We start from the raw sequence: 21,515 nt of genomic DNA on the forward strand, positions 1-21,515 counted from the left end.
TGGGGGATGCCCGAGCCGACGGTGTTGCTGGTGTCGACGTCTGACACCGATCTGATCACCGCCCGCGCCAGCGGTGCGAACTACCGGTGGGCCAACCCGTCACGGTTGCCCGAGGCCGAGCTCCCGGCGCTCCTCGACGGCGCCGGCGTGGTTGTGGTGCGGATTCTCGGCGGCTACCGGGCCTGGTCGGGCGGCATCGACGCGGTGCTCGCCAGCGGGGTTCCCGCGGTGCTGGTCAACGGCGAGCAATCCCCGGACGCCGACCTCACGACGCGCTCGACCGTGCCCGCCGGGATCGTGCTGCAAGCCCACGTGTACCTCGCCCAGGGCGGGGTGGCCAACCTGCGCCAGCTGCATGCCTTCCTGTGCGACACCGTGCTTTTGACCGGCATCGGCTTCAGCCCGCCGGTGAGCATGCCCACCTGGGGGGTGCTGCAGCGCGCCGCGGCGCCCACCACCGGCCCGGTGATCGCGGTGCTCTACTACCGCGCCCAGCAGTTGGCCGGCAACACCGCCTACGTTGAGGCGCTGTGCAGCGCGATCGAGGCAGCCGGCGGACGCGCCCTGCCGGTGTACTGCGCCTCGCTGCGCACCGCCGAGCCCGAGCTGCTGGACACGCTGCGGCGGGCTGACGCGCTGGTGGTTACCGTGCTGGCGGCCGGCGGGGTCAAACCGGCGGCGGCCGGCGGCGGCGGAGATGACGACAGCTGGAATGTCGAACACCTTGCGGCCCTGGATATCCCGATCCTTCAGGGGTTGTGTCTTACCAGCTCGCGGCGGCAATGGCAGGACAACCGCGACGGTCTCAGTCCGCTGGATGCCGCCAGCCAGGTCGCGGTCCCCGAGTTCGACGGGCGCATCATCACGGTTCCGTTCTCGTTCAAAGAAATCGACGACGAAGGCCTGATTTGCTATGCCGCCGACCCGGAACGCTGTGCCCGGGTTGCGGGCCTGGCGGTGCGGCACGCGCGGCTGCGTCGAATCGCCGCCGCCGATAAGCGGGTTGCGATCATCTTCTCGGCCTATCCCACCAAACACGCCCGCATCGGCAACGCCGTCGGCCTGGACACGCCCGCCAGCGCTGTCACGCTGCTGCGGGTGATGCGCGAGCACGGCTATCGGATCGGGGACATCCCCGGTGTCGACGCCCAGGACGGTGACGCGCTGATGCGCGCGCTCATCGAACGCGGTGGCCAGGACCCCGATTGGCTCACCGCCGGCCAGCTGGCCGGTAACCCGATTCGGGTGTCCGCCAAGGATTATCGCGCCTGGTTTGCCACCCTGCCCGCAGAGCTGGCGGACGCGGTGCAGGCGCAGTGGGGACCCCCGCCCGGGGAGTTGTTCGTCGACCGCAGCAACGATCCGGACGGTGAAATCGTCATTGCCGCACTGCAGGCCGGCAACATTGTGCTGATGATCCAGCCGCCGCGCGGTTTCGGGGAGAACCCGGTGGCCATCTACCACGATCCGGAGCTGCCGCCCAGCCATCACTACCTGGCTGCCTACCGCTGGCTGGACACCAGCTTTCCCAACAGTTTTCACGCCGACGCCGTCGTGCATCTGGGCAAGCACGGAAACCTGGAGTGGCTGCCGGGGAAGACCCTGGGCCTGTCGGCGGCCTGCGCATCCGACGCCGCCCTGGGCGACCTTCCGGTGATCTACCCGTTTTTGGTCAACGATCCCGGCGAGGGCACCCAGGCCAAGCGGCGCGCGCACGCCGTGCTGGTCGACCACCTCATCCCGCCGATGGCGCGCGCCGAAACCTACGGCGACCTAGCCCGGTTGGAGCAACTGCTGGACGAACACGCCACGGTTGCCGCGCTGGATCCCGCCAAACTGCCGGCGGTGCGCCAGCAGATCTGGACACTGCTGCGGGCCGCCAAGATGGACCACGACCTGGGATTGACCCAATGCCCGGACGATGACTCCTTCGATGACCTGCTGCTGCACGTCGACGGCTGGCTGTGCGAGATCAAAGACGCCCAGATCCGCGACGGGTTGCACATTCTCGGGCGAAAACCGACCGGAGAAGCCGAAGTTGACCTGGTGCTGGCGATGTTGCGGGCCCGCCAGCTCTTCGGCGGCCGGGTAGCGCTTCCCGGCCTTCGTCAGGCGTTGGGGCTGGCCGAGGACGGCAGCGACGCGAAGAGCTCGGTGGATCACGCCGAGGCGCGAGCCCGGGAACTGGTCGCGGCGCTGCAGGACACCGGCTGGGATCCGGATGCCGCCGAGCGGCTCACCGCTGACCCCGGCGTCGCGGCGGTGCTGCGGTTTGCCGCCACCGAGGTGGCGCCGCGGCTGGCCGGCACGGCCGCCGAGATCGACCAGGTGCTCAAGGCCCTGGAAGGCCGGTTCATCGAGCCCGGGCCGTCGGGTTCGCCGCTGCGTGGCCTGGTCAACGTGCTGCCCACCGGCCGCAACTTCTACTCCGTGGACCCCAAGGCAGTGCCGTCGTCGCTGGCCTGGGAAACCGGTGTGGCGCTGGCGGATTCGCTACTGCAACGCTACCGCGGCGATTACGGGTGCTGGCCACGGTCGGTCGGCCTGTCGCTGTGGGGCACCTCGGCGATGCGCACCGGCGGTGATGACATCGCCGAGGTGCTTGCCCTGCTGGGTGTTCGGCCGGTCTGGGACGACGCGTCGCGGCGAGTGGTCGGGCTGACCGCGGTCCCGCTGGGCGAGCTGGGGCGTCCTCGCATCGACGTGACGGTGCGGATCTCCGGGTTTTTCCGGGACGCGTTCCCGCATGCGGTGATGCTGCTCGACGACGCCGTGCGCCTGGCTGCCGGGCTCGACGAGCCCGCCGACGACAACTATGTGCGTGCGCATGCCCAGGCCGACCTGGCTCGCCACGGTGATCAACGCCGGGCCACCACAAGGATTTTCGGGTCCAAACCGGGGACCTACGGGGCGGGACTGCTGCCGTTGATCGACAGCCGAGCCTGGCGCGACGACGCCGATCTGGCGCGGGTCTACACCACCTGGGGCGGCTATGCCTACGGTCGCGGCCTGGACGGGCGGCCGGCCGCCGACGACATGGCCAGGCAGTATCGGCGCATCGTGGTCGCGGCCAAAAACACCGACACCCGCGAGCACGATATCGCCGACTCCGACGATTACTTCCAATACCACGGCGGCATGGTGGCCACCGTGCGGGCACTGACCGGCCGCGCTCCGGCGGCCTATATCGGCGACAACGCCCGGCCCGAGGCCGTCCGCACCCGCACGTTGTCGGAAGAGGCCGCCCGCGTTTTTCGCGCCCGCGTCGTCAACCCCCGCTGGATAAGCGCGATGCGGCGTCACGGCTATAAAGGTGCCTTCGAGATGGCCGCAACGGTGGACTACCTGTTCGGCTATGACGCCACCGCGGGTGTGCTGGCCGACTGGATGTATGAGCAGCTCACCGAGGCCTACGTGCTGGATCCGCAGAACCGCAAATTCATGGCCGAGTCCAACCCTTGGGCGCTGCACGGAATCGCCGAACGGCTGCTGGAGGCCGTCAACCGCGGACTGTGGTCACGTCCGCGCCCGGACACCCTCGACGGGCTGCGCCGGGTGCTGTTGCACATCGAGGGTGACCTGGAGGGCTGATGTCCGGGGCCAGCCGCGGGCGGCCGGTCGAATCCGCGCACCATGGGCGGTAAGCCACGGCTTCACTCCCCGCGCAGGTCCCCGCGCAGGTGTTCGGCAAAAAACGCGAAGACACGGCTCCAGGCGTCCTCGGCCGCGGCCGGGTGATAGCCGAATCCGGTGACCCGGAGCAGCGGCTGCGCGGGAAGCTGGTTGGCGAAGCTGTGCCCGGCGTGCGGATAAACCTTGATGTCCGCGGTGAGGTGCTTGTTCAAGACGGCTTGACGCAGTCTCGCCGGCGCTCCGATGCCGAGAGGGTCGCGCCCACCGAAACTGGCCACGATCGGGCAGGCCCCCTCGAGTGTGTCCTCGAGGTGGCGCGGCAGGGGAGTGCCGTAGAACGGCGCAGCGGCACCGAATCCCTTGGGGGCCATCACCAATGCGAACTGGCCTCCCATACAGAAACCGGCGATGCCGACGCGGCCGGTGCATTGCGGCATGGACTGCAGGTGATCCCGCGCCGCCAGGATGTCGTCGACGGCCGGGCCCCGCTTGGTCATCAGATCCCGGAACACCCGGATGACGCAGCGTGCCCAGCCGCCCCGGGCGAACAGGTTCGGGGTGAGCGCCACATACCCCGCCGCGGCGATGTGATCGGAGATCCTCTCCTTGTCCCGGCCGTAGCCGATCGCATCGTGGACCACCACCACGCCCGGCCACGGACCCTGCCCCTCGGGAATGCTCAGCAGCGCATCGATCGGGCCGGCGGGCGTGTCGATGTTGATCGTCGTCACGGTGCCCATTTAAACCCCGGGGCACAGCTGGGGAACCCGCGGGCCCGGCCCACCGGCGCAAACCCACCGGTCGGCTCCCCGCCGAGCCCAGGGGTGCCCGGCGCCCAATCCCGTAGCGTTGCCTTGTGACAACGCTGCTGCTCAACGGGAGGGTGTATAGCCCCACCCACCCGGGCGCCACCGCCATGGCGGTCCGCGACGGTGTCGTCGCGTGGCTGGGCGGCGACGACGGTGGCCGCGACGAGTTCCCCCACGCCAGGATCGTCGACCTGGACGGCGGCTTCGTCACACCCGGATTCGTCGACAGCCATGTCCATCTCACCGCGACCGGTTTGAGCCTCACCGGGCTGGATCTGCGGGGGGCAACCTCGCGCCAACACTGCCTGCGCATGATCGCCGACTATGCTGCCGCCCACCCCGGCCGGCCGCTGTGGGGTCACGGCTGGGACGAATCCCGCTGGCCGGAGAACGAGGCGCCGAGCACCGCCGAGCTGGACGCGGTGCTCGGCGGCCGCCCGGCCTATCTGGCGCGCGTTGACGTGCACTCCGCGCTGGCCTCCACCGGGCTGCGGCGGCTGGTTCCCGGTTTAGCGAAGGCGGCGGGCTTCAGCGCCCAGGATCCCGTTGTCGGCGATGCTCACCGGCTGGTGCGAGCCGCTGCCCGCGACCTGCTCACCGGTGAGCAACTCGCCGAAGCCGCCGCGGCGGCGCTGGACGCGGCGGCCGCTTGCGGCATCGTCGCGGTGCATGAGTGCGCGGGCCCCGACATCGGCGGGCTCGACGACTGGCGCCGGCTGCGGGACGCCCGCCACGGTGTGGAGGTGATCGGTTACTGGGGCCAGGCGGTGAGCAGCCCGGCGCAGGCGCGCACCCTGATCCGGGAAACCGGCGCCCGAGGGCTGGCCGGTGACCTGTTCGTCGACGGGGCCCTCGGGTCCCGCACCGCCTGGCTGCGCGAGCCCTACGCCGACGCCCCGGACTGCTTCGGCAGCTGCCAGCTGGACATCGACGCCATCGCGGCGCATCTGCGGGCCTGCACCCAGGCCGGCGTGACGGCCGGGTTCCACGTCATCGGTGACGCCGCAGTCTCGGCGGTCATCACCGCCATCGAGCGGGTCGTCGATGCGCTGGGGGTGGCCGCCGTCGCACGCTGCGGGCACCGGTTGGAGCACCTGGAGATGGTGACCGCCGAACAGGCGGCCAAGCTGGCCGGTTGGGGGGTCATCGCCAGCGTGCAACCCAATTTCGATGCGCTCTGGGGTGGCGTCGACGGGATGTACAGCCGCCGCCTCGGCGCCGATCGAGCCAGCGGGCTCAACAACTTCGCGCTGTTAGCATCCCAAGGCGTGCCCCTCGCGTTTGGTTCCGACGCCCCGGTCACGGCCATGAACCCGTGGGAAAGTGTGCGCTCGGCGGTCAACCATCGCACGCCGGGCAGCTCGGTGTCGCCGGCGACGGCGTTGGCCGCCGCCACCCGCGGCGGCTGGCGCGCGGCGGGCGCCCGCGACGGTCGCAGCGGCACCCTGACGCCCGGTGCGCCGGCATCTTACGTCGTGTGGGACGTTGCGGAAGCCGCCGGCGCACCGGGCGCGACCACCGGGCGCGGCTCCGCCGGTCCGCGTTCGCCGATCTCCCCGCTGCCGCCGCTGACCGATCCGCTGCCCCGTTGCCGGCAAACCGTCCACCGCGGTGTGGTCCTCTATGGGTAGCGACCGGCGGCTTGACCCGGCGCCGGCGTGCCCCCGGGGCATCGACAACGTCCCGGCGCCCGCCGACGGCGACCCCGAGGTGAACACCGCCGCCGGCATACCCGGACCCCGGCGGCTGCTGAAGCTCGGCGGCGCTGCGGTCGGCCGACTGGCCCGGCTGGGCGCGGCCACCCCGAAGGGGCTGGGCAGGGCGGTGCTGCCCCGGCTGCCCCGATTGGGTGTCACCGCCGCGGCCGGTTTGCTGCTGTGTGCGAGCTTCGCGCCGCTGAAGTGGTGGTGGGCCGCGATCCCGGCGTTTGCGTTGCTGGCCTGGGTGCTGACCCGCCCGGCCACCACCGTGCTCGGCGGCCTGGGGTACGGTTTCCTGTTCGGGTTGGCGTTCTATCCGCCGTTGCTGCCGTGGATCGGCGCGCTGGTGGGCGCAACGCCGTGGCTGACGCTGTCGATCGTGTGCGCCGTCTTTCCGGGAATCTTCGGGCTGCTGGCGGTCGTGGTGCGGCGGCTGCCCGGCTGGCCGATCTGGTTCGCCCTGCTGTGGGGTGCCCAGGAATGGTTGAAGTCGGTCGTTCCCTTCGGCGGCTTCCCGTGGGGTGAGGTAGCCGCGGGTCAAACGGATGGGCCCTTCCTCCCGCTGGTCCGGCTGGGCGGGGTTCCGCTGCTGTCGGTGGCGATCGTCCTGCTGGGGTGCAGCATTGCCGCGCTGGCAATAGAGACCCACCGCTGGTGGCATGCCGGCCGGCAGGTCCGGGGCGGTGGCCGCGCTGATGCCGAGGCGCTCGACACGCCGCCGGCGGTGGTGCTGCCGACGGTCTGTATCTGCCTGACGCTGTTGACCGCGGTAGTCGTCTGGCCACCGGTGCGGCGTTCGGGGGCGGGTTCGGGCGACGACCCCCCGGTCACCGTGGCGGCGGTGCAGGGCAACGTGCCCAGGCTCGGCCTGGATTTCAACGCCCAGCGTCTTGCGGTGCTGCGCAACCACGTTCGGGAGACTCTGCGACTGGCCGAGGACGTGCGTGCGGGTCGTGCGCCGCAACCCCAGTTGGTCGTCTGGCCCGAGGATGCGTCGGAACTCGATCCGCTGCGCAACCGCGACGCCGCTCAGCAGATTTCGGCGGCCGTCGATGCGATCCGCGCACCGATCTTGGTCGGTGCCTTGTTCGAGGTCCCGGACATGCGCCCGGATCATCCCGAATACACGAACACGGTGATCGTCTGGAATCCCGGGACCGGACCGGCTGATCGTCACGACAAGCGGATCATCCAGCCGTTCGGGGAGTACCTGCCCTGGCGCGGGTTTTTCCGCCGGCTCACACCGCTCGCCGACTTGGCCAACTACATCGTGCCGGGTAAGAGCACCGGAGTGGTGCGCGCAGCGGGGATTCCGGTGGGCATTGCCACCTGCTGGGAGGTGATTTTCGATCGTGCACTGCGGCAATCGGTGCGCAACGGTGCGCAACTGTTCGCGATGCCCAGCAACAACGCCACCTTCAACAAGACGATGAGCGAGCAGCACCTGGCCTTCGACAAGCTGCGCGCGGTGGAACACGACCGCTACGCCGTGGTCGCCGGCACCGTCGGGATCAGCGCGGTGATCGCGCCGGACGGCCGCGAGCTGGAACGCACCGACTTTTTCGTGCCCGCCTATCTGGACACCCAGGTTCGGCTGAAGACAACGCTGACACCGGCGGGCCGCTGGGCCCCAATCCTGCAGTGGCTGGTCCTGGCGGCGGGTGTCGCAGCGGTCCTCGCCGCGATACGGCACAATAGGTGGTTCCCGCGTCCGCATCGTCGCCAAGTTCCGTCAGCGGTTACCTCCGGCGCGCCTTCGGCCGACTCCGAGGGCAACTCCCTGCCCGATGGGGGCAGCACCGCCATCCCGCCCGGCGATGGCCGACGGTCGGCCGGGCGACACGGAGGAGCCACATGAACATCGGCCAGTCGACGTCGCCGGCCCCGGGCAGTCGTCCCAGCCAACACACCCTGGTGATCGTCCCCACCTTCAACGAGCGCGAGAATCTGCCGCTGATACTCGACCGGCTGCGCCGCGCCCGTCCCGAGGTGCACGTCCTGGTAGTGGACGACAGCAGCCCCGACGGCACCGGCGAGCTCGCCGACGATTTGGCGCGGGCGGACCCGCAGCGGGTGCACGTGCTGCACCGGCGGACCAAGGACGGCCTGGGCGCCGCCTACCTGGCGGGTTTCGCCTGGGGACTGGCCCGGCAGTACTCGGTGCTGGTGGAAATGGACGCCGACGGCAGCCACCCGCCCGAGCAGCTGTCCCGGCTGCTAGCTGCCGTTGACGCGGGCGCGGACCTGGCCATTGGCTCGCGCTACGTCGAAGGCGGAACCGTCCGCAACTGGCCGTGGCGGCGGGTAGCGCTCTCCAAAGCGGCCAACACCTATTCCCGGCTGCTGCTGGGTCTGGCCGTGCACGACATCACCGCCGGCTTCCGCGCCTACCGGCGTGAGGTGTTGGAAACACTCGACCTCGACGCCGTGGATTCAAAAGGGTACTGCTTTCAGATCGACCTGACCTGGCGCACCGTCCGCAACGGCTTCGTGGTCGTCGAAGTGCCGATCACCTTCACCGAACGCGAACTTGGGACTTCGAAATTGAGCGGTTCGAACATCCGTGAGGCGGTGCTCAAAGTGGCGCGCTGGGGTATTGCGGCGCGACTGGCCCACCACCGCGCCGCTCCCGCCGACGACCTCACCTGACGAAGCGAACCCGAACCTGCCCCCAAACGCGGTGGTGGGGGCGGGGTGGGTCGATCAGCTGCCGGGGTTCCCGCGACGGCGCGCCCTGATCACCTCCAGCCGTTCCTTCAGCAGCTCCTCGAGCTCCTCGATCGTGCGGCGCTCACGCAGCATGTCCCAGTGGGTGCGCGGCGGCTTGACCTTCTTCGGCTGGGGCACATCCCCCTCGATCAGGGTGCCCTCTAGACCGTTGCGGCATAGCCAGGTGGCGGGGATTTCGGCGTCATGGGCGAACGTGACCTCAAACTCCTCACCGTTCTCGGTGCGGTAGCGGGCAATTTGACGGGGTGCCAGATCATGATTGCGATCGGTCTCGTAGCTCACGGCTCCGAGGCGGCTGCCCCGTAGGACGCGATCAGCCATCGGCCCTTACTCCTCTGAGTATCGTGGTGAATTTCTACTCTGCCCGGTTCTTTCCGCTTTTTCCGCGGTTATTCTTCGGTTGTCCTTCCCGCGGTTATCAACGTGTCAGCATCCGCCATGGTTCCCCGCTGGATCTCGTCGCCGCACCCTTTCAGGTCGAATTCCCGACTCACCCCGCATACCGGGGCGCCCGCCCGGCCGGGGACGCGCCGTCCGTCGACGGGAACTGATCCTTAATGACAATACCGGGATCACGGCGGGTGCCCCGGTGGTGACCGGGTCGTGTTGGCGGTAAGCGGCGGCGCGCCACGGCTTACCGCCATCCGAGCACCTCGCGGTCCCGGGCGAAGCGCCGGCGGCATGACGCGCTTGATCGTCGCCCCCGAACGGCGGGTACAGTCGCCCCATGGGCCACAGGCGCCACCGGGGTCGGCTGAACGCCCGGCCTGCGATCGGGGTGGGTAAGGCGGCGCGACGCAGCGTGGTCGGGTGCTAAACCGGGAGCATTGCACGTTTTGGTAATCCCGCCCAAGTTGGCCATACTCAACCACCGATGTTCTCGGACGCAAGAGCCGGCGTTCGACGTCGTCACGTGGTGCCACAGCTTCTGTGACTGGGCGCGAGCCGCATTCAGCAGTCGGGGACGACCACTGCCAGGCGAGGGGTAGCAACATGGTTGATCAACTCCAGCATGTGACCGAGGCGCTGCGGAAATCGCTGGTCCAAATCGAGCGGTTGAAGCGCAAGAACCGGGCGCTGCTGGAACGGTCGGGCGAGCCGATCGCCATCATCGGGATGGCGTGCCGGTTCCCGGGTGGGGTGAATTCCCCCGAGGACCTCTGGGAGATGCTGGCCGAAGGCCGCGACGTGATCTCGGAGTTCCCCACGGATCGGGGCTGGGATCTGGCCGGATTGTTCGATCCGGATCCCGACGCGCCGGGGAAGACCTACACCCGGCACGGGGGCTTTGTCGATGACGTCGCGGGTTTTGACGCCGGCTTTTTCGGGGTGTCACCGGCCGAGGCGCTGGCGACCGACCCGCAACATCGGATGCTGTTGGAGTTGTCGTGGGAGGCCTTGGAGCGGGCCGGGATCGACCCGACGTCGTTGCGGGGTTCGGCGACCGGGGTGTTCCTGGGGATTATGGACGCCTATTACGGGCTGCTGGGGCGGGATTCAGCGCGGCTGGAGGGCTATCGCCTGACCGGCACGACCTCCAGCGTGGCCTCGGGCCGGGTGGCCTATGTGCTGGGGTTGGAGGGCCCGGCGGTGTCGGTGGATACCGCGTGTTCGTCCTCGCTGGTGGCGTTGCACATGGCGGTGGCCTCACTGCGCTCCGGCGAATGCGATCTCGCCCTGGCGGGCGGGGTGACCGTCAACGCCACCCCCGATATTTTCGTGGAGTTCAGCCGCTGGCGCGGGTTGGCGCCGGACGGGCGGTGCAAGGCGTTCGCCGCGGCCGCCGACGGCACCGGGTTTTCCGAGGGTGGGGGGATGCTGGTGGTGGAGCGGCTCTCGGATGCGCAGCGGCTGGGGCATCCGGTGTTGGCGGTGGTGGCCGGCTCGGCGGTCAATCAGGATGGGGCCTCCAACGGGTTGACCGCCCCCAATGGGCCCTCCCAGCAGCGGGTGGTGCGCGCGGCGTTGGCCAGTGCGGGGCTCTCGGCGGCCGATGTGGATGTGGTGGAGGGCCATGGCACCGGCACCACGTTGGGGGATCCGATCGAGGCGCAGGCGTTGCTGGCGACCTATGGGCGGGATCGGGCCCAGCCGCTGTGGCTGGGCTCGATCAAGTCGAATATGGGCCACACCCAGGCGGCCGCGGGGGTGGCGGGGGTGATGAAGATGGTGTTGGCGTTGCGCCACGAGTGGCTGCCGGCGACGTTGCATGTGGATGCGCCCAGCCCGCATGTGGAGTGGTCGGCGGGGCGGGTGGAGTTGTTGACCCGGGGGCGGGCGTGGCCGGCGGGGGGGCGGGTGCGCCGGGCGGGGGTGTCCTCGTTTGGGATTTCGGGCACTAATGCGCATGTGATCGTGCAGGAGGCCCCGCCGGCGCCGCCGCGCCCGCCGGCGCCGTGGCGTCCCCCGGTGTTGGCGTGGGTGCTTTCGGCCAAGACCGAGGGGGCGTTGCGCGCCCAGGCGGGGCGGTTGGGGGCGTTTGTGGCCGCCCACCCGCAGCTGGATCCGCTGGATGTGGGCTGGTCGCTGGCGGGGCGCTCGGTGTTTGAGCGGCGCGCGGTGGTGCTCGGCGCGCGGCGTGAGGAGCTGCTGGCGGGGTTGGCGGGGCTGGCTGGGGGGGATCTGGGCCCGGGGGTGATCAGCGCCGCCGCCGCGCCCGCGGGCAAGACGGTGCTGGTGTTTCCCGGCCAGGGCTGCCAGTGGCCGGGCATGGGGATGCAGTTGCGCGAGTGCTCCCCGGTGTTCGCCGAGCGGTTAGACGAGTGCGCGCAGGCGCTGGAAGAGTTCGTGGACTGGTCGCTGCTGGAGGTGCTGCGCGGGGCGCCGGGGGCCCCGGGGCTGGATCGGGTCGATGTGGTGCAGCCGGCGCTGTTTGCGGTGATGGTGTCGCTGGCGGGGTTGTGGGAGTCGATCGGGGTGCACCCGGATGCGGTGATCGGGCATTCCCAGGGGGAGATCGCCGCCGCCTGTGTGGCCGGGGCGTTGTCGCTGCGGGATGCGGCGCGGGTGGTCACCGCGCGCAGCCAATTGTTGCGGGAAGTCTCCGGGCCGGGGGGCATGGCCGCGCTGGGGTGCGGCGCCGAGCAGGCCCGCGAGCTGCTGGCCCCGCTGGGGGGGCGGGTGGGTATCGCCGCGGTCAACGGGCCCTCGGCGGTGGTGGTGTCCGGGGAGGCCGAGGCCCTGCAGGAGCTGCTGCACCACTGCGCCGCCCGCCAGCTGCGGGCCCGGCGCATCGAGGTGGACTACGCGGCGCATTCGGCCGCGGTGGAGGCCATCGCCGGGCGGCTTGAGCGGCTGCTGGCGGGGATTCGGCCGCGCTCGTCGCGGATCGGGTTTTTTTCCACCGTCACCGGTGCTCTTGTCGACACCGCCGGGTTAGACCCCGGCTACTGGTATGCCAACCTGCGTCAGGGCGTGCAGTTTGAGGCGGCGGTGCGCAGCGCGTGCACGCACGGGTATCGCACGTTTATCGAATCCAGCCCGCATCCGGGGTTGATCAGCGGGATCGAAGAGACCGCCGCCGAGTGCCTGGGCGGGGCCGACGCGGTGGTGGTGCTGCCCACCTTGGGCCGCCACGACGGGGGGTTGGGGCGGTTTGTGGCCTCGGCCGCGCAGGGGTTTGTGGCCGGTGTGGGGGTTAAGTGGCGGGCGGTGCTGCCCGGTGGGGGGTGGGTGGAGTTGCCCACCTACGCTTTTGAGCGGCGCCGGTTTTGGTTGAGCCCCGACGGTTCGGGCACCGATGCGGCGGGGTTGGGGTTGAAGGCCGGGGGGCATGCGCTGCTGGGGGCGGTGATCGAGGTGCCCGAGGGTGGGGCGCTGCTGCTGAGTGGGCGGTTGGCGCTGGGGGCGCAGCCCTGGCTGGGGGATCACCGGGTGTTCGGTGTGGGGGTGTTTCCCGGGGCGGGGTTGGTGGAGTTGGCGGTGCGCGCCGGGGATGAGGTGGGTTGCCCGGTGCTTGAGGAGTTGACGGTGCGCCGCCCGCTGCGGGTGCCCGACTCGGGGGCGGTGGCGCTGCAGGTGCTGGTGGGGGCCCCCGAGGGCACCGGTCAGCGGCGGGTGGCGGTGTTTTGCCGGGAGCACCCCGAGGCGGGGTGGGTCTGCCACGCCGAGGGGGTGGTCAGCCCCCGGGCCCGCCGCCCGGAGGTGTCGTTGTCGGTGTGGCCGCCGCCGGGGGCGGAGCCGGTGCGGATCGACGGGGGTTATGGGCGGCTGGCGGGCCGCGGCTATGGGTACGGCCCGGCGTTTCAGGGGCTAAGCGCGTTGTGGCGCCGCGGGCAGGAGCTGTTCGCCGAGGTGCGCCTGCCGCAGGCGGCCGGGGGGGCCGAGGGGTTTGGGATCCATCCGGCGCTGCTGGATGCCGCCCTGCACGGGTTGCTGATGGCCGATGAGGCCGCGCCGGTGATGCTGCCGTTTTGCTGGCAGGGGGTGTGCCTGCACGCTGCGGGCGCCACCGCGGTGCGGGCCCGCCTGGCCCCGGCGGGCCCGCAGGCGGTCTCCCTGGAGCTGGCCGACGCCTTGGGGTTGCCGGTGTTGTCGGTGGGCGCGCTGCTGGCCCGCCCCGTCACCGAGCAGCAGCTGCGCGCGGCGGTGTCCCGCTCGGGCCCGGATCGGCTTTTCGAGCTGGTGTGGTCGCCCGCCGCGGTGGCCGGCGGCGCGGGCAGCCAGCCCTATGCGGTGTTCGAGTCGCCGCCGGGTGCGGGGCCGGCCGGGGTCCATGAGCGCACCCATCGGGCCCTGGCGGCGGTGCAGTCCTGGCTGGGTGGTCACCACCAGGGGGTGCTGGTGGTGGTGACCCGGGGCGCGGTGGCCTTACCCGGTGAGGATGTCACCGATTTGGCGGGGGCCGCGGTGTGGGGGCTGGTGCGCTCGGCGCAAACCGAGCATCCGGGCCGCATCGTGCTCGCCGATATCGACGCGCCCCGCCCGGGGGAGCCGGGGGGCCTCGATGAGGCTGTCGTGGCGCAGATTTTGGGGGCCGGGGAGCCGCAGGTGCTGCTGCGTGGCGGGGTGGTGCACACCCCGCGGGTGCATCCCAGCCGCGCGGTGGAGCAGCTGTTGGTGCCCCCCGACGGCGATCGGCCCTGGCGGTTGGGGCTTTCCAGCGCGGGCACCTTCGAGAATTTGCTGCTTGAGCCGGTGCCCGGGGCGCCGGCACCGCTGGAGCCCGGGCAGGTGCGGGTGGCCATCCGCGCCATCGGCGTCAACTTCCGCGACGTCATGATCACCCTGGGCATGTTCACCCACGAGGCGCTGCTCGGCGGTGAAGCCGCCGGCGTGGTGGTCGAGGTTGGCCCGGACGTCACCGATTTCGCGATCGGTGATGCGGTGATGGGATTCTTTCCCGACGGCAGCGGCACGCTGGTCGCCGCAGATGTCCGGCTGCTGCTGCCGATGCCCGCCGACTGGTCGTACACCCAGGCCGCCGGCGTTTCGGCCGTTTTCACCACCGCCTACTACGCCTTGCGGTATTTGGCCGAGGTGCAGCCCGGGCAGCGGGTGCTGGTCCACGCCGCCACCGGGGGGGTGGGGATGGCCGCGGTGCAGCTGGCCCGGCATTGGGGGCTGGAGGTGTTCGCCACCGCCAGCCGCGGTAAGTGGGACACGTTGCGGGCCATGGGTTTTGACGACGACCACATTGCCGATTCGCGCAGCCTGGAATTCGAGGACAAGTTTCGTGCGGTCACCGCCGGGCGCGGCATGGACGTGGTGCTCGACTCGCTGGCCGGGGAGTTCGTGGACGCCTCGCTGCGGCTGGTCACCCCCGGCGGGGTGTTTTTGGAAATGGGTAAAACCGACATCCGCGACCCCGGTGCCGTCGCCGAACGGCATCCCGGCGTGCGCTACCGCGCGTTCGACCTCTTCGAAGCCGGGGCCGACCAGATCCAGCGGATCCTCACCGAGCTGGCCGCGATGTTCGCCCCCGCGATCCTGCGGCCATTGCCGGTGACGGCGTTCGATATCCGCCGGGCACCGGCGGCGTTGCGGTATTTAAGCCAGGCCCGCCACATCGGCAAGGTGGTGTTGACGATGCCCGACGCGTGGGCGGCGGGCACCGTGCTGATCACCGGCGGCACCGGGATGGCCGGCTCGGCGCTGGCCCGCCACCTGGTGAGCCGCCACGGGGTGCGTCACCTGCTGCTGGTGAGCCGCCGCGGCCCCGACGCGCCGGGTGCCGCGCAGTTGCTCGCCGAGCTGACCGGGGCGGGCGCCGCGGTGCGGGTGGTCGCCTGTGACGCCGCCGACCGGGAGGCCGTGGCCGCGCTGCTCTCCGAGATTCCGCGCGAGCACCCGCTATCGGCGGTGTTTCACGCTGCGGGCGTTCTCGACGACGGGGTGGTGACCTCGTTGACCCCGGAGCGGGTCGATGCGGTGTTGCGGGCCAAGGTGGATGCGGCGTGGAACCTGCACGAGTTGACGCGTGATTTGGATGTGTCGGCGTTTGTGATGTTTTCGTCGATGGCCGGGCTGGTGGGCTCCTCGGGGCAGGCCAACTATGCGGCGGCCAACGCGTTCCTTGACGCGCTGGCGGTGCATCGGCGCGCCCGCCAGCTGCCGGCGACCTCGCTGGCCTGGGGGCTCTGGCAGCAGGTCAGCACGATGACCGGCGGGTTGGCCGACGCCGACCGCACCCGTCTCGGCCGATGGGGTGTTTCCGGGCTGCCCACGGAGGAGGCCCTCGACCTGCTCGACACCGCACTGGTTATCGGCGAGCCGGTGCAGATTCCCGCCCGCATCGACCTGACCGCACTACGGGCCGGCGGTGCTGTGATACCACCGATGTTCGGCTCCTTGATCCACGGACCGGCGCGCCGCCAGGTCGACGACTCGCTGGCCGCGGCCAAGTCGAAATCCGCTCTGGCCCACCGCTTACACGGGCTGCCCGAGGAGGAGCAGCACGCTGTTTTGCTGGATCTGGTGCGCTCGCACATCGCCACCGTGCTGGGCAACACCACCCCCGAAGCCATCGACCCCGAAAAAGCATTCCAGGACCTCGGCTTCGACTCGTTGACCGCCGTCGAAATGCGCAACCGGCTCAAAGCCGCCACCGGACTGGCACTCTCACCCACCCTGATCTTCGACTATCCGACGCCCAACCGTCTCGCCGAGTACATTCGCATCGAACTCGCCGGAGTCCCACAAGAAGTCAAGCAGGTTCCCACGGTTCGGGTGGTCGGTGACGAGCCGATCGCCATCATCGGGATGGCGTGCCGGTTCCCGGGTGGGGTGAATTCCCCCGAGGACCTCTGGGAGATGCTGGCCGAAGGCCGCGACGTGATGTCGGCGTTCCCCACGGATCGGGGCTGGGATCTGGCCGGATTGTTCAACCCCGACCCGGACGTCCCGGGTACCTGCTACACCCGTACCGGTGGATTCGTGGACGGGGTCGCCGATTTCGATCCGGCGTTTTTCGGGGTAGGGCCCAGTGAGGCGCTGGCGATGGACCCCCAGCAGCGCATGTTCCTGGAGTTGTCGTGGGAGGCCTTGGAGCGGGCCGGGATCGACCCGACGTCGTTGCGGGGTTCGGCGACCGGGGTGTTCCTGGGGATTATGGACGCCTATTACGGGCTGCTGGGGCGGGATTCAGCGCGGCTGGAGGGCTATCGCCTGACCGGCACGACCTCCAGCGTGGCCTCGGGCCGGGTGGCCTATGTGCTGGGGTTGGAGGGCCCGGCGGTGTCGGTGGATACCGCGTGTTCGTCCTCGCTGGTGGCGTTGCACATGGCGGTGGCCTCACTGCGCTCCGGCGAATGCGATCTCGCCCTGGCGGGCGGGGTGACCGTCAACGCCACCCCCGATATTTTCGTGGAGTTCAGCCGCTGGCGCGGGTTGGCGCCGGACGGGCGGTGCAAGGCGTTCGCCGCGGCCGCCGACGGCACCGGGTTTTCCGAGGGTGGGGGGATGCTGGTGGTGGAGCGGCTCTCGGATGCGCAGCGGCTGGGGCATCCGGTGTTGGCGGTGGTGGCCGGCTCGGCGGTCAATCAGGATGGGGCCTCCAACGGGTTGACCGCCCCCAATGGGCCCTCCCAGCAGCGGGTGGTGCGCGCGGCGTTGGCCAGTGCGGGGCTCTCGGCGGCCGATGTGGATGTGGTGGAGGGCCATGGCACCGGCACCACGTTGGGGGATCCGATCGAGGCGCAGGCGTTGCTGGCGACCTATGGGCGGGATCGGGCCCAGCCGCTGTGGCTGGGCTCGATCAAGTCGAATATGGGCCACACCCAGGCGGCCGCGGGGGTGGCGGGGGTGATGAAGATGGTGTTGGCGTTGCGCCACGAGTGGCTGCCGGCGACGTTGCATGTGGATGCGCCCAGCCCGCATGTGGAGTGGTCGGCGGGGCGGGTGGAGTTGTTGACCCGGGGGCGGGCGTGGCCGGCGGGGGGGCGGGTGCGCCGGGCGGGGGTGTCCTCGTTTGGGATTTCGGGCACTAATGCGCATGTGATCGTGCAGGAGGCCCCGCCGGCGCCGCCGCGCCCGCCGGCGCCGTGGCGTCCCCCGGTGTTGGCGTGGGTGCTTTCGGCCAAGACCGAGGGGGCGTTGCGCGCCCAGGCGGGGCGGTTGGGGGCGTTTGTGGCCGCCCACCCGCAGCTGGATCCGCTGGATGTGGGCTGGTCGCTGGCGGGGCGCTCGGTGTTTGAGCGGCGCGCGGTGGTGCTCGGCGCGCGGCGTGAGGAGCTGCTGGCGGGGTTGGCGGGGCTGGCTGGGGGGGATCTGGGCCCGGGGGTGATCAGCGCCGCCGCCGCGCCCGCGGGCAAGACGGTGCTGGTGTTTCCCGGCCAGGGCTGCCAGTGGCCGGGCATGGGGATGCAGTTGCGCGAGTGCTCCCCGGTGTTCGCCGAGCGGTTAGACGAGTGCGCGCAGGCGCTGGAAGAGTTCGTGGACTGGTCGCTGCTGGAGGTGCTGCGCGGGGCGCCGGGGGCCCCGGGGCTGGATCGGGTCGATGTGGTGCAGCCGGCGCTGTTTGCGGTGATGGTGTCGCTGGCGGGGTTGTGGGAGTCGATCGGGGTGCACCCGGATGCGGTGATCGGGCATTCCCAGGGGGAGATCGCCGCCGCCTGTGTGGCCGGGGCGTTGTCGCTGCGGGATGCGGCGCGGGTGGTCACCGCGCGCAGCCAATTGTTGCGGGAAGTCTCCGGGCCGGGGGGCATGGCCGCGCTGGGGTGCGGCGCCGAGCAGGCCCGCGAGCTGCTGGCCCCGCTGGGGGGGCGGGTGGGTATCGCCGCGGTCAACGGGCCCTCGGCGGTGGTGGTGTCCGGGGAGGCCGAGGCCCTGCAGGAGCTGCTGCACCACTGCGCCGCCCGCCAGCTGCGGGCCCGGCGCATCGAGGTGGACTACGCGGCGCATTCGGCCGCGGTGGAGGCCATCGCCGGGCGGCTTGAGCGGCTGCTGGCGGGGATTCGGCCGCGCTCGTCGCGGATCGGGTTTTTTTCCACCGTCACCGGTGCTCTTGTCGACACCGCCGGGTTAGACCCCGGCTACTGGTATGCCAACCTGCGTCAGGGCGTGCAGTTTGAGGCGGCGGTGCGCAGCGCGTGCACGCACGGGTATCGCACGTTTATCGAATCCAGCCCGCATCCGGGGTTGATCAGCGGGATCGAAGAGACCGCCGCCGAGTGCCTGGGCGGGGCCGACGCGGTGGTGGTGCTGCCCACCTTGGGCCGCCACGACGGGGGGTTGGGGCGGTTTGTGGCCTCGGCCGCGCAGGGGTTTGTGGCCGGTGTGGGGGTTAAGTGGCGGGCGGTGCTGCCCGGTGGGGGGTGGGTGGAGTTGCCCACCTACGCTTTTGAGCGGCGCCGGTTTTGGTTGAGCCCCGACGGTTCGGGCACCGATGCGGCGGGGTTGGGGTTGAAGGCCGGGGGGCATGCGCTGCTGGGGGCGGTGATCGAGGTGCCCGAGGGTGGGGCGCTGCTGCTGAGTGGGCGGTTGGCGCTGGGGGCGCAGCCCTGGCTGGGGGATCACCGGGTGTTCGGTGTGGGGGTGTTTCCCGGGGCGGGGTTGGTGGAGTTGGCGGTGCGCGCCGGGGATGAGGTGGGTTGCCCGGTGCTTGAGGAGTTGACGGTGCGCCGCCCGCTGCGGGTGCCCGACTCGGGGGCGGTGGCGCTGCAGGTGCTGGTGGGGGCCCCCGAGGGCACCGGTCAGCGGCGGGTGGCGGTGTTTTGCCGGGAGCACCCCGAGGCGGGGTGGGTCTGCCACGCCGAGGGGGTGGTCAGCCCCCGGGCCCGCCGCCCGGAGGTGTCGTTGTCGGTGTGGCCGCCGCCGGGGGCGGAGCCGGTGCGGATCGACGGGGGTTATGGGCGGCTGGCGGGCCGCGGCTATGGGTACGGCCCGGCGTTTCAGGGGCTAAGCGCGTTGTGGCGCCGCGGGCAGGAGCTGTTCGCCGAGGTGCGCCTGCCGCAGGCGGCCGGGGGGGCCGAGGGGTTTGGGATCCATCCGGCGCTGCTGGATGCCGCCCTGCACGGGTTGCTGATGGCCGATGAGGCCGCGCCGGTGATGCTGCCGTTTTGCTGGCAGGGGGTGTGCCTGCACGCTGCGGGCGCCACCGCGGTGCGGGCCCGCCTGGCCCCGGCGGGCCCGCAGGCGGTCTCCCTGGAGCTGGCCGACGCCTTGGGGTTGCCGGTGTTGTCGGTGGGCGCGCTGCTGGCCCGCCCCGTCACCGAGCAGCAGCTGCGCGCGGCGGTGTCCCGCTCGGGCCCGGATCGGCTTTTCGAGCTGGTGTGGTCGCCCGCCGCGGTGGCCGGCGGCGCGGGCAGCCAGCCCTATGCGGTGTTCGAGTCGCCGCCGGGTGCGGGGCCGGCCGGGGTCCATGAGCGCACCCATCGGGCCCTGGCGGCGGTGCAGTCCTGGCTGGGTGGTCACCACCAGGGGGTGCTGGTGGTGGTGACCCGGGGCGCGGTGGCCTTACCCGGTGAGGATGTCACCGATTTGGCGGGGGCCGCGGTGTGGGGGCTGGTGCGCTCGGCGCAAACCGAGCATCCGGGCCGCATCGTGCTCGCCGATATCGACGCGCCCCGCCCGGGGGAGCCGGGGGGCCTCGATGAGGCTGTCGTGGCGCAGATTTTGGGGGCCGGGGAGCCGCAGGTGCTGCTGCGTGGCGGGGTGGTGCACACCCCGCGGGTGCATCCCAGCCGCGCGGTGGAGCAGCTGTTGGTGCCCCCCGACGGCGATCGGCCCTGGCGGTTGGGGCTTTCCAGCGCGGGCACCTTCGAGAATTTGCTGCTTGAGCCGGTGCCCGGGGCGCCGGCACCGCTGGAGCCCGGGCAGGTGCGGGTGGCCATCCGCGCCATCGGCGTCAACTTCCGCGACGTCATGATCACCCTGGGCATGTTCACCCACGAGGCGCTGCTCGGCGGTGAAGCCGCCGGCGTGGTGGTCGAGGTTGGCCCGGACGTCACCGATTTCGCGATCGGTGATGCGGTGATGGGATTCTTTCCCGACGGCAGCGGCACGCTGGTCGCCGCAGATGTCCGGCTGCTGCTGCCGATGCCCGCCGACTGGTCGTACACCCAGGCCGCCGGCGTTTCGGCCGTTTTCACCACCGCCTACTACGCCTTGCGGTATTTGGCCGAGGTGCAGCCCGGGCAGCGGGTGCTGGTCCACGCCGCCACCGGGGGGGTGGGGATGGCCGCGGTGCAGCTGGCCCGGCATTGGGGGCTGGAGGTGTTCGCCACCGCCAGCCGCGGTAAGTGGGACACGTTGCGGGCCATGGGTTTTGACGACGACCACATTGCCGATTCGCGCAGCCTGGAATTCGAGGACAAGTTTCGTGCGGTCACCGCCGGGCGCGGCATGGACGTGGTGCTCGACTCGCTGGCCGGGGAGTTCGTGGACGCCTCGCTGCGGCTGGTCACCCCCGGCGGGGTGTTTTTGGAAATGGGTAAAACCGACATCCGCGACCCCGGTGCCGTCGCCGAACGGCATCCCGGCGTGCGCTACCGCGCGTTCGACCTCTTCGAAGCCGGGGCCGACCAGATCCAGCGGATCCTCACCGAGCTGGCCGCGATGTTCGCCCCCGCGATCCTGCGGCCATTGCCGGTGACGGCGTTCGATATCCGCCGGGCACCGGCGGCGTTGCGGTATTTAAGCCAGGCCCGCCACATCGGCAAGGTGGTGTTGACGATGCCCGACGCGTGGGCGGCGGGCACCGTGCTGATCACCGGCGGCACCGGGATGGCCGGCTCGGCGCTGGCCCGCCACCTGGTGAGCCGCCACGGGGTGCGTCACCTGCTGCTGGTGAGCCGCCGCGGCCCCGACGCGCCGGGTGCCGCGCAGTTGCTCGCCGAGCTGACCGGGGCGGGCGCCGCGGTGCGGGTGGTCGCCTGTGACGCCGCCGACCGGGAGGCCGTGGCCGCGCTGCTCTCCGAGATTCCGCGCGAGCACCCGCTATCGGCGGTGTTTCACGCTGCGGGCGTTCTCGACGACGGGGTGGTGACCTCGTTGACCCCGGAGCGGGTCGATGCGGTGTTGCGGGCCAAGGTGGATGCGGCGTGGAACCTGCACGAGTTGACGCGTGATTTGGATGTGTCGGCGTTTGTGATGTTTTCGTCGATGGCCGGGCTGGTGGGCTCCTCGGGGCAGGCCAACTATGCGGCGGCCAACGCGTTCCTTGACGCGCTGGCGGTGCATCGGCGCGCCCGCCAGCTGCCGGCGA

7 protein-coding genes are annotated in these 21,515 nt (G+C 71.1%); 5 read left to right on the top strand and 2 right to left on the bottom strand.

Going from position 1 to position 21,515, the window contains the following annotated elements:
- The first annotated feature begins 6 nt into the window (after positions 1-6).
- Positions 7-3,591 carry a cobaltochelatase subunit CobN gene (cobN, locus tag QJR12_RS06440; RefSeq protein WP_300579947.1) on the top strand — a complete coding sequence of 1,195 codons (3,585 nt, stop codon included), beginning with the start codon at positions 7-9 and terminating at the stop codon, positions 3,589-3,591.
- Between the two features lie 62 nt (positions 3,592-3,653).
- Here the strand turns inward: cobN and QJR12_RS06445 are convergent, their stop codons facing one another.
- Entirely contained in the window at positions 3,654-4,364 is a 711-nt protein-coding gene (locus tag QJR12_RS06445; protein ID WP_300579949.1) for a dienelactone hydrolase family protein, read from the bottom strand.
- A gap of 185 nt (positions 4,365-4,549) precedes the next feature.
- On the opposite strand from QJR12_RS06445, the gene QJR12_RS06450 reads away from it, so the two are divergent.
- The 3 genes from QJR12_RS06450 to QJR12_RS06460 are packed head-to-tail and all read left to right on the top strand — an operon-like array spanning position 4,550 to position 8,791.
- Positions 4,550-6,073, top strand: coding sequence for an amidohydrolase (locus QJR12_RS06450; RefSeq protein ID WP_300579999.1), 1,524 nt, complete (start codon positions 4,550-4,552; stop codon positions 6,071-6,073).
- Complete coding sequence (lnt, locus tag QJR12_RS06455) at positions 6,066-8,000, top strand: apolipoprotein N-acyltransferase (protein WP_300579951.1); 1,935 nt, start codon at positions 6,066-6,068, stop codon at positions 7,998-8,000. The genes QJR12_RS06450 and lnt overlap by 8 nt, the downstream gene beginning before the upstream one ends.
- Positions 7,997-8,791, top strand: a complete 795-nt coding sequence (locus tag QJR12_RS06460) for a polyprenol monophosphomannose synthase (RefSeq protein WP_300579952.1) — start codon at positions 7,997-7,999, stop codon at positions 8,789-8,791. The genes lnt and QJR12_RS06460 overlap by 4 nt, the downstream gene beginning before the upstream one ends.
- A gap of 54 nt (positions 8,792-8,845) precedes the next feature.
- Here the strand turns inward: QJR12_RS06460 and QJR12_RS06465 are convergent, their stop codons facing one another.
- A complete protein-coding gene (locus tag QJR12_RS06465) occupies positions 8,846-9,193 on the bottom strand; it encodes an RNA polymerase-binding protein RbpA (protein ID WP_300579954.1) in 348 nt (115 codons plus the stop codon).
- A 672-nt stretch (positions 9,194-9,865) separates the two neighbouring features.
- On the opposite strand from QJR12_RS06465, the gene QJR12_RS06470 reads away from it, so the two are divergent.
- Positions 9,866-21,515, top strand: an 11,650-nt coding sequence (locus QJR12_RS06470; protein WP_300579955.1) for a type I polyketide synthase, incomplete at its 3' end; no start/stop codon positions are given.

The sequence above is a fragment of the Mycobacterium sp. genome (genome assembly GCF_029961025.1).
Taxonomy (GTDB): Bacteria; Actinomycetota; Actinomycetes; order Mycobacteriales; family Mycobacteriaceae; genus Mycobacterium.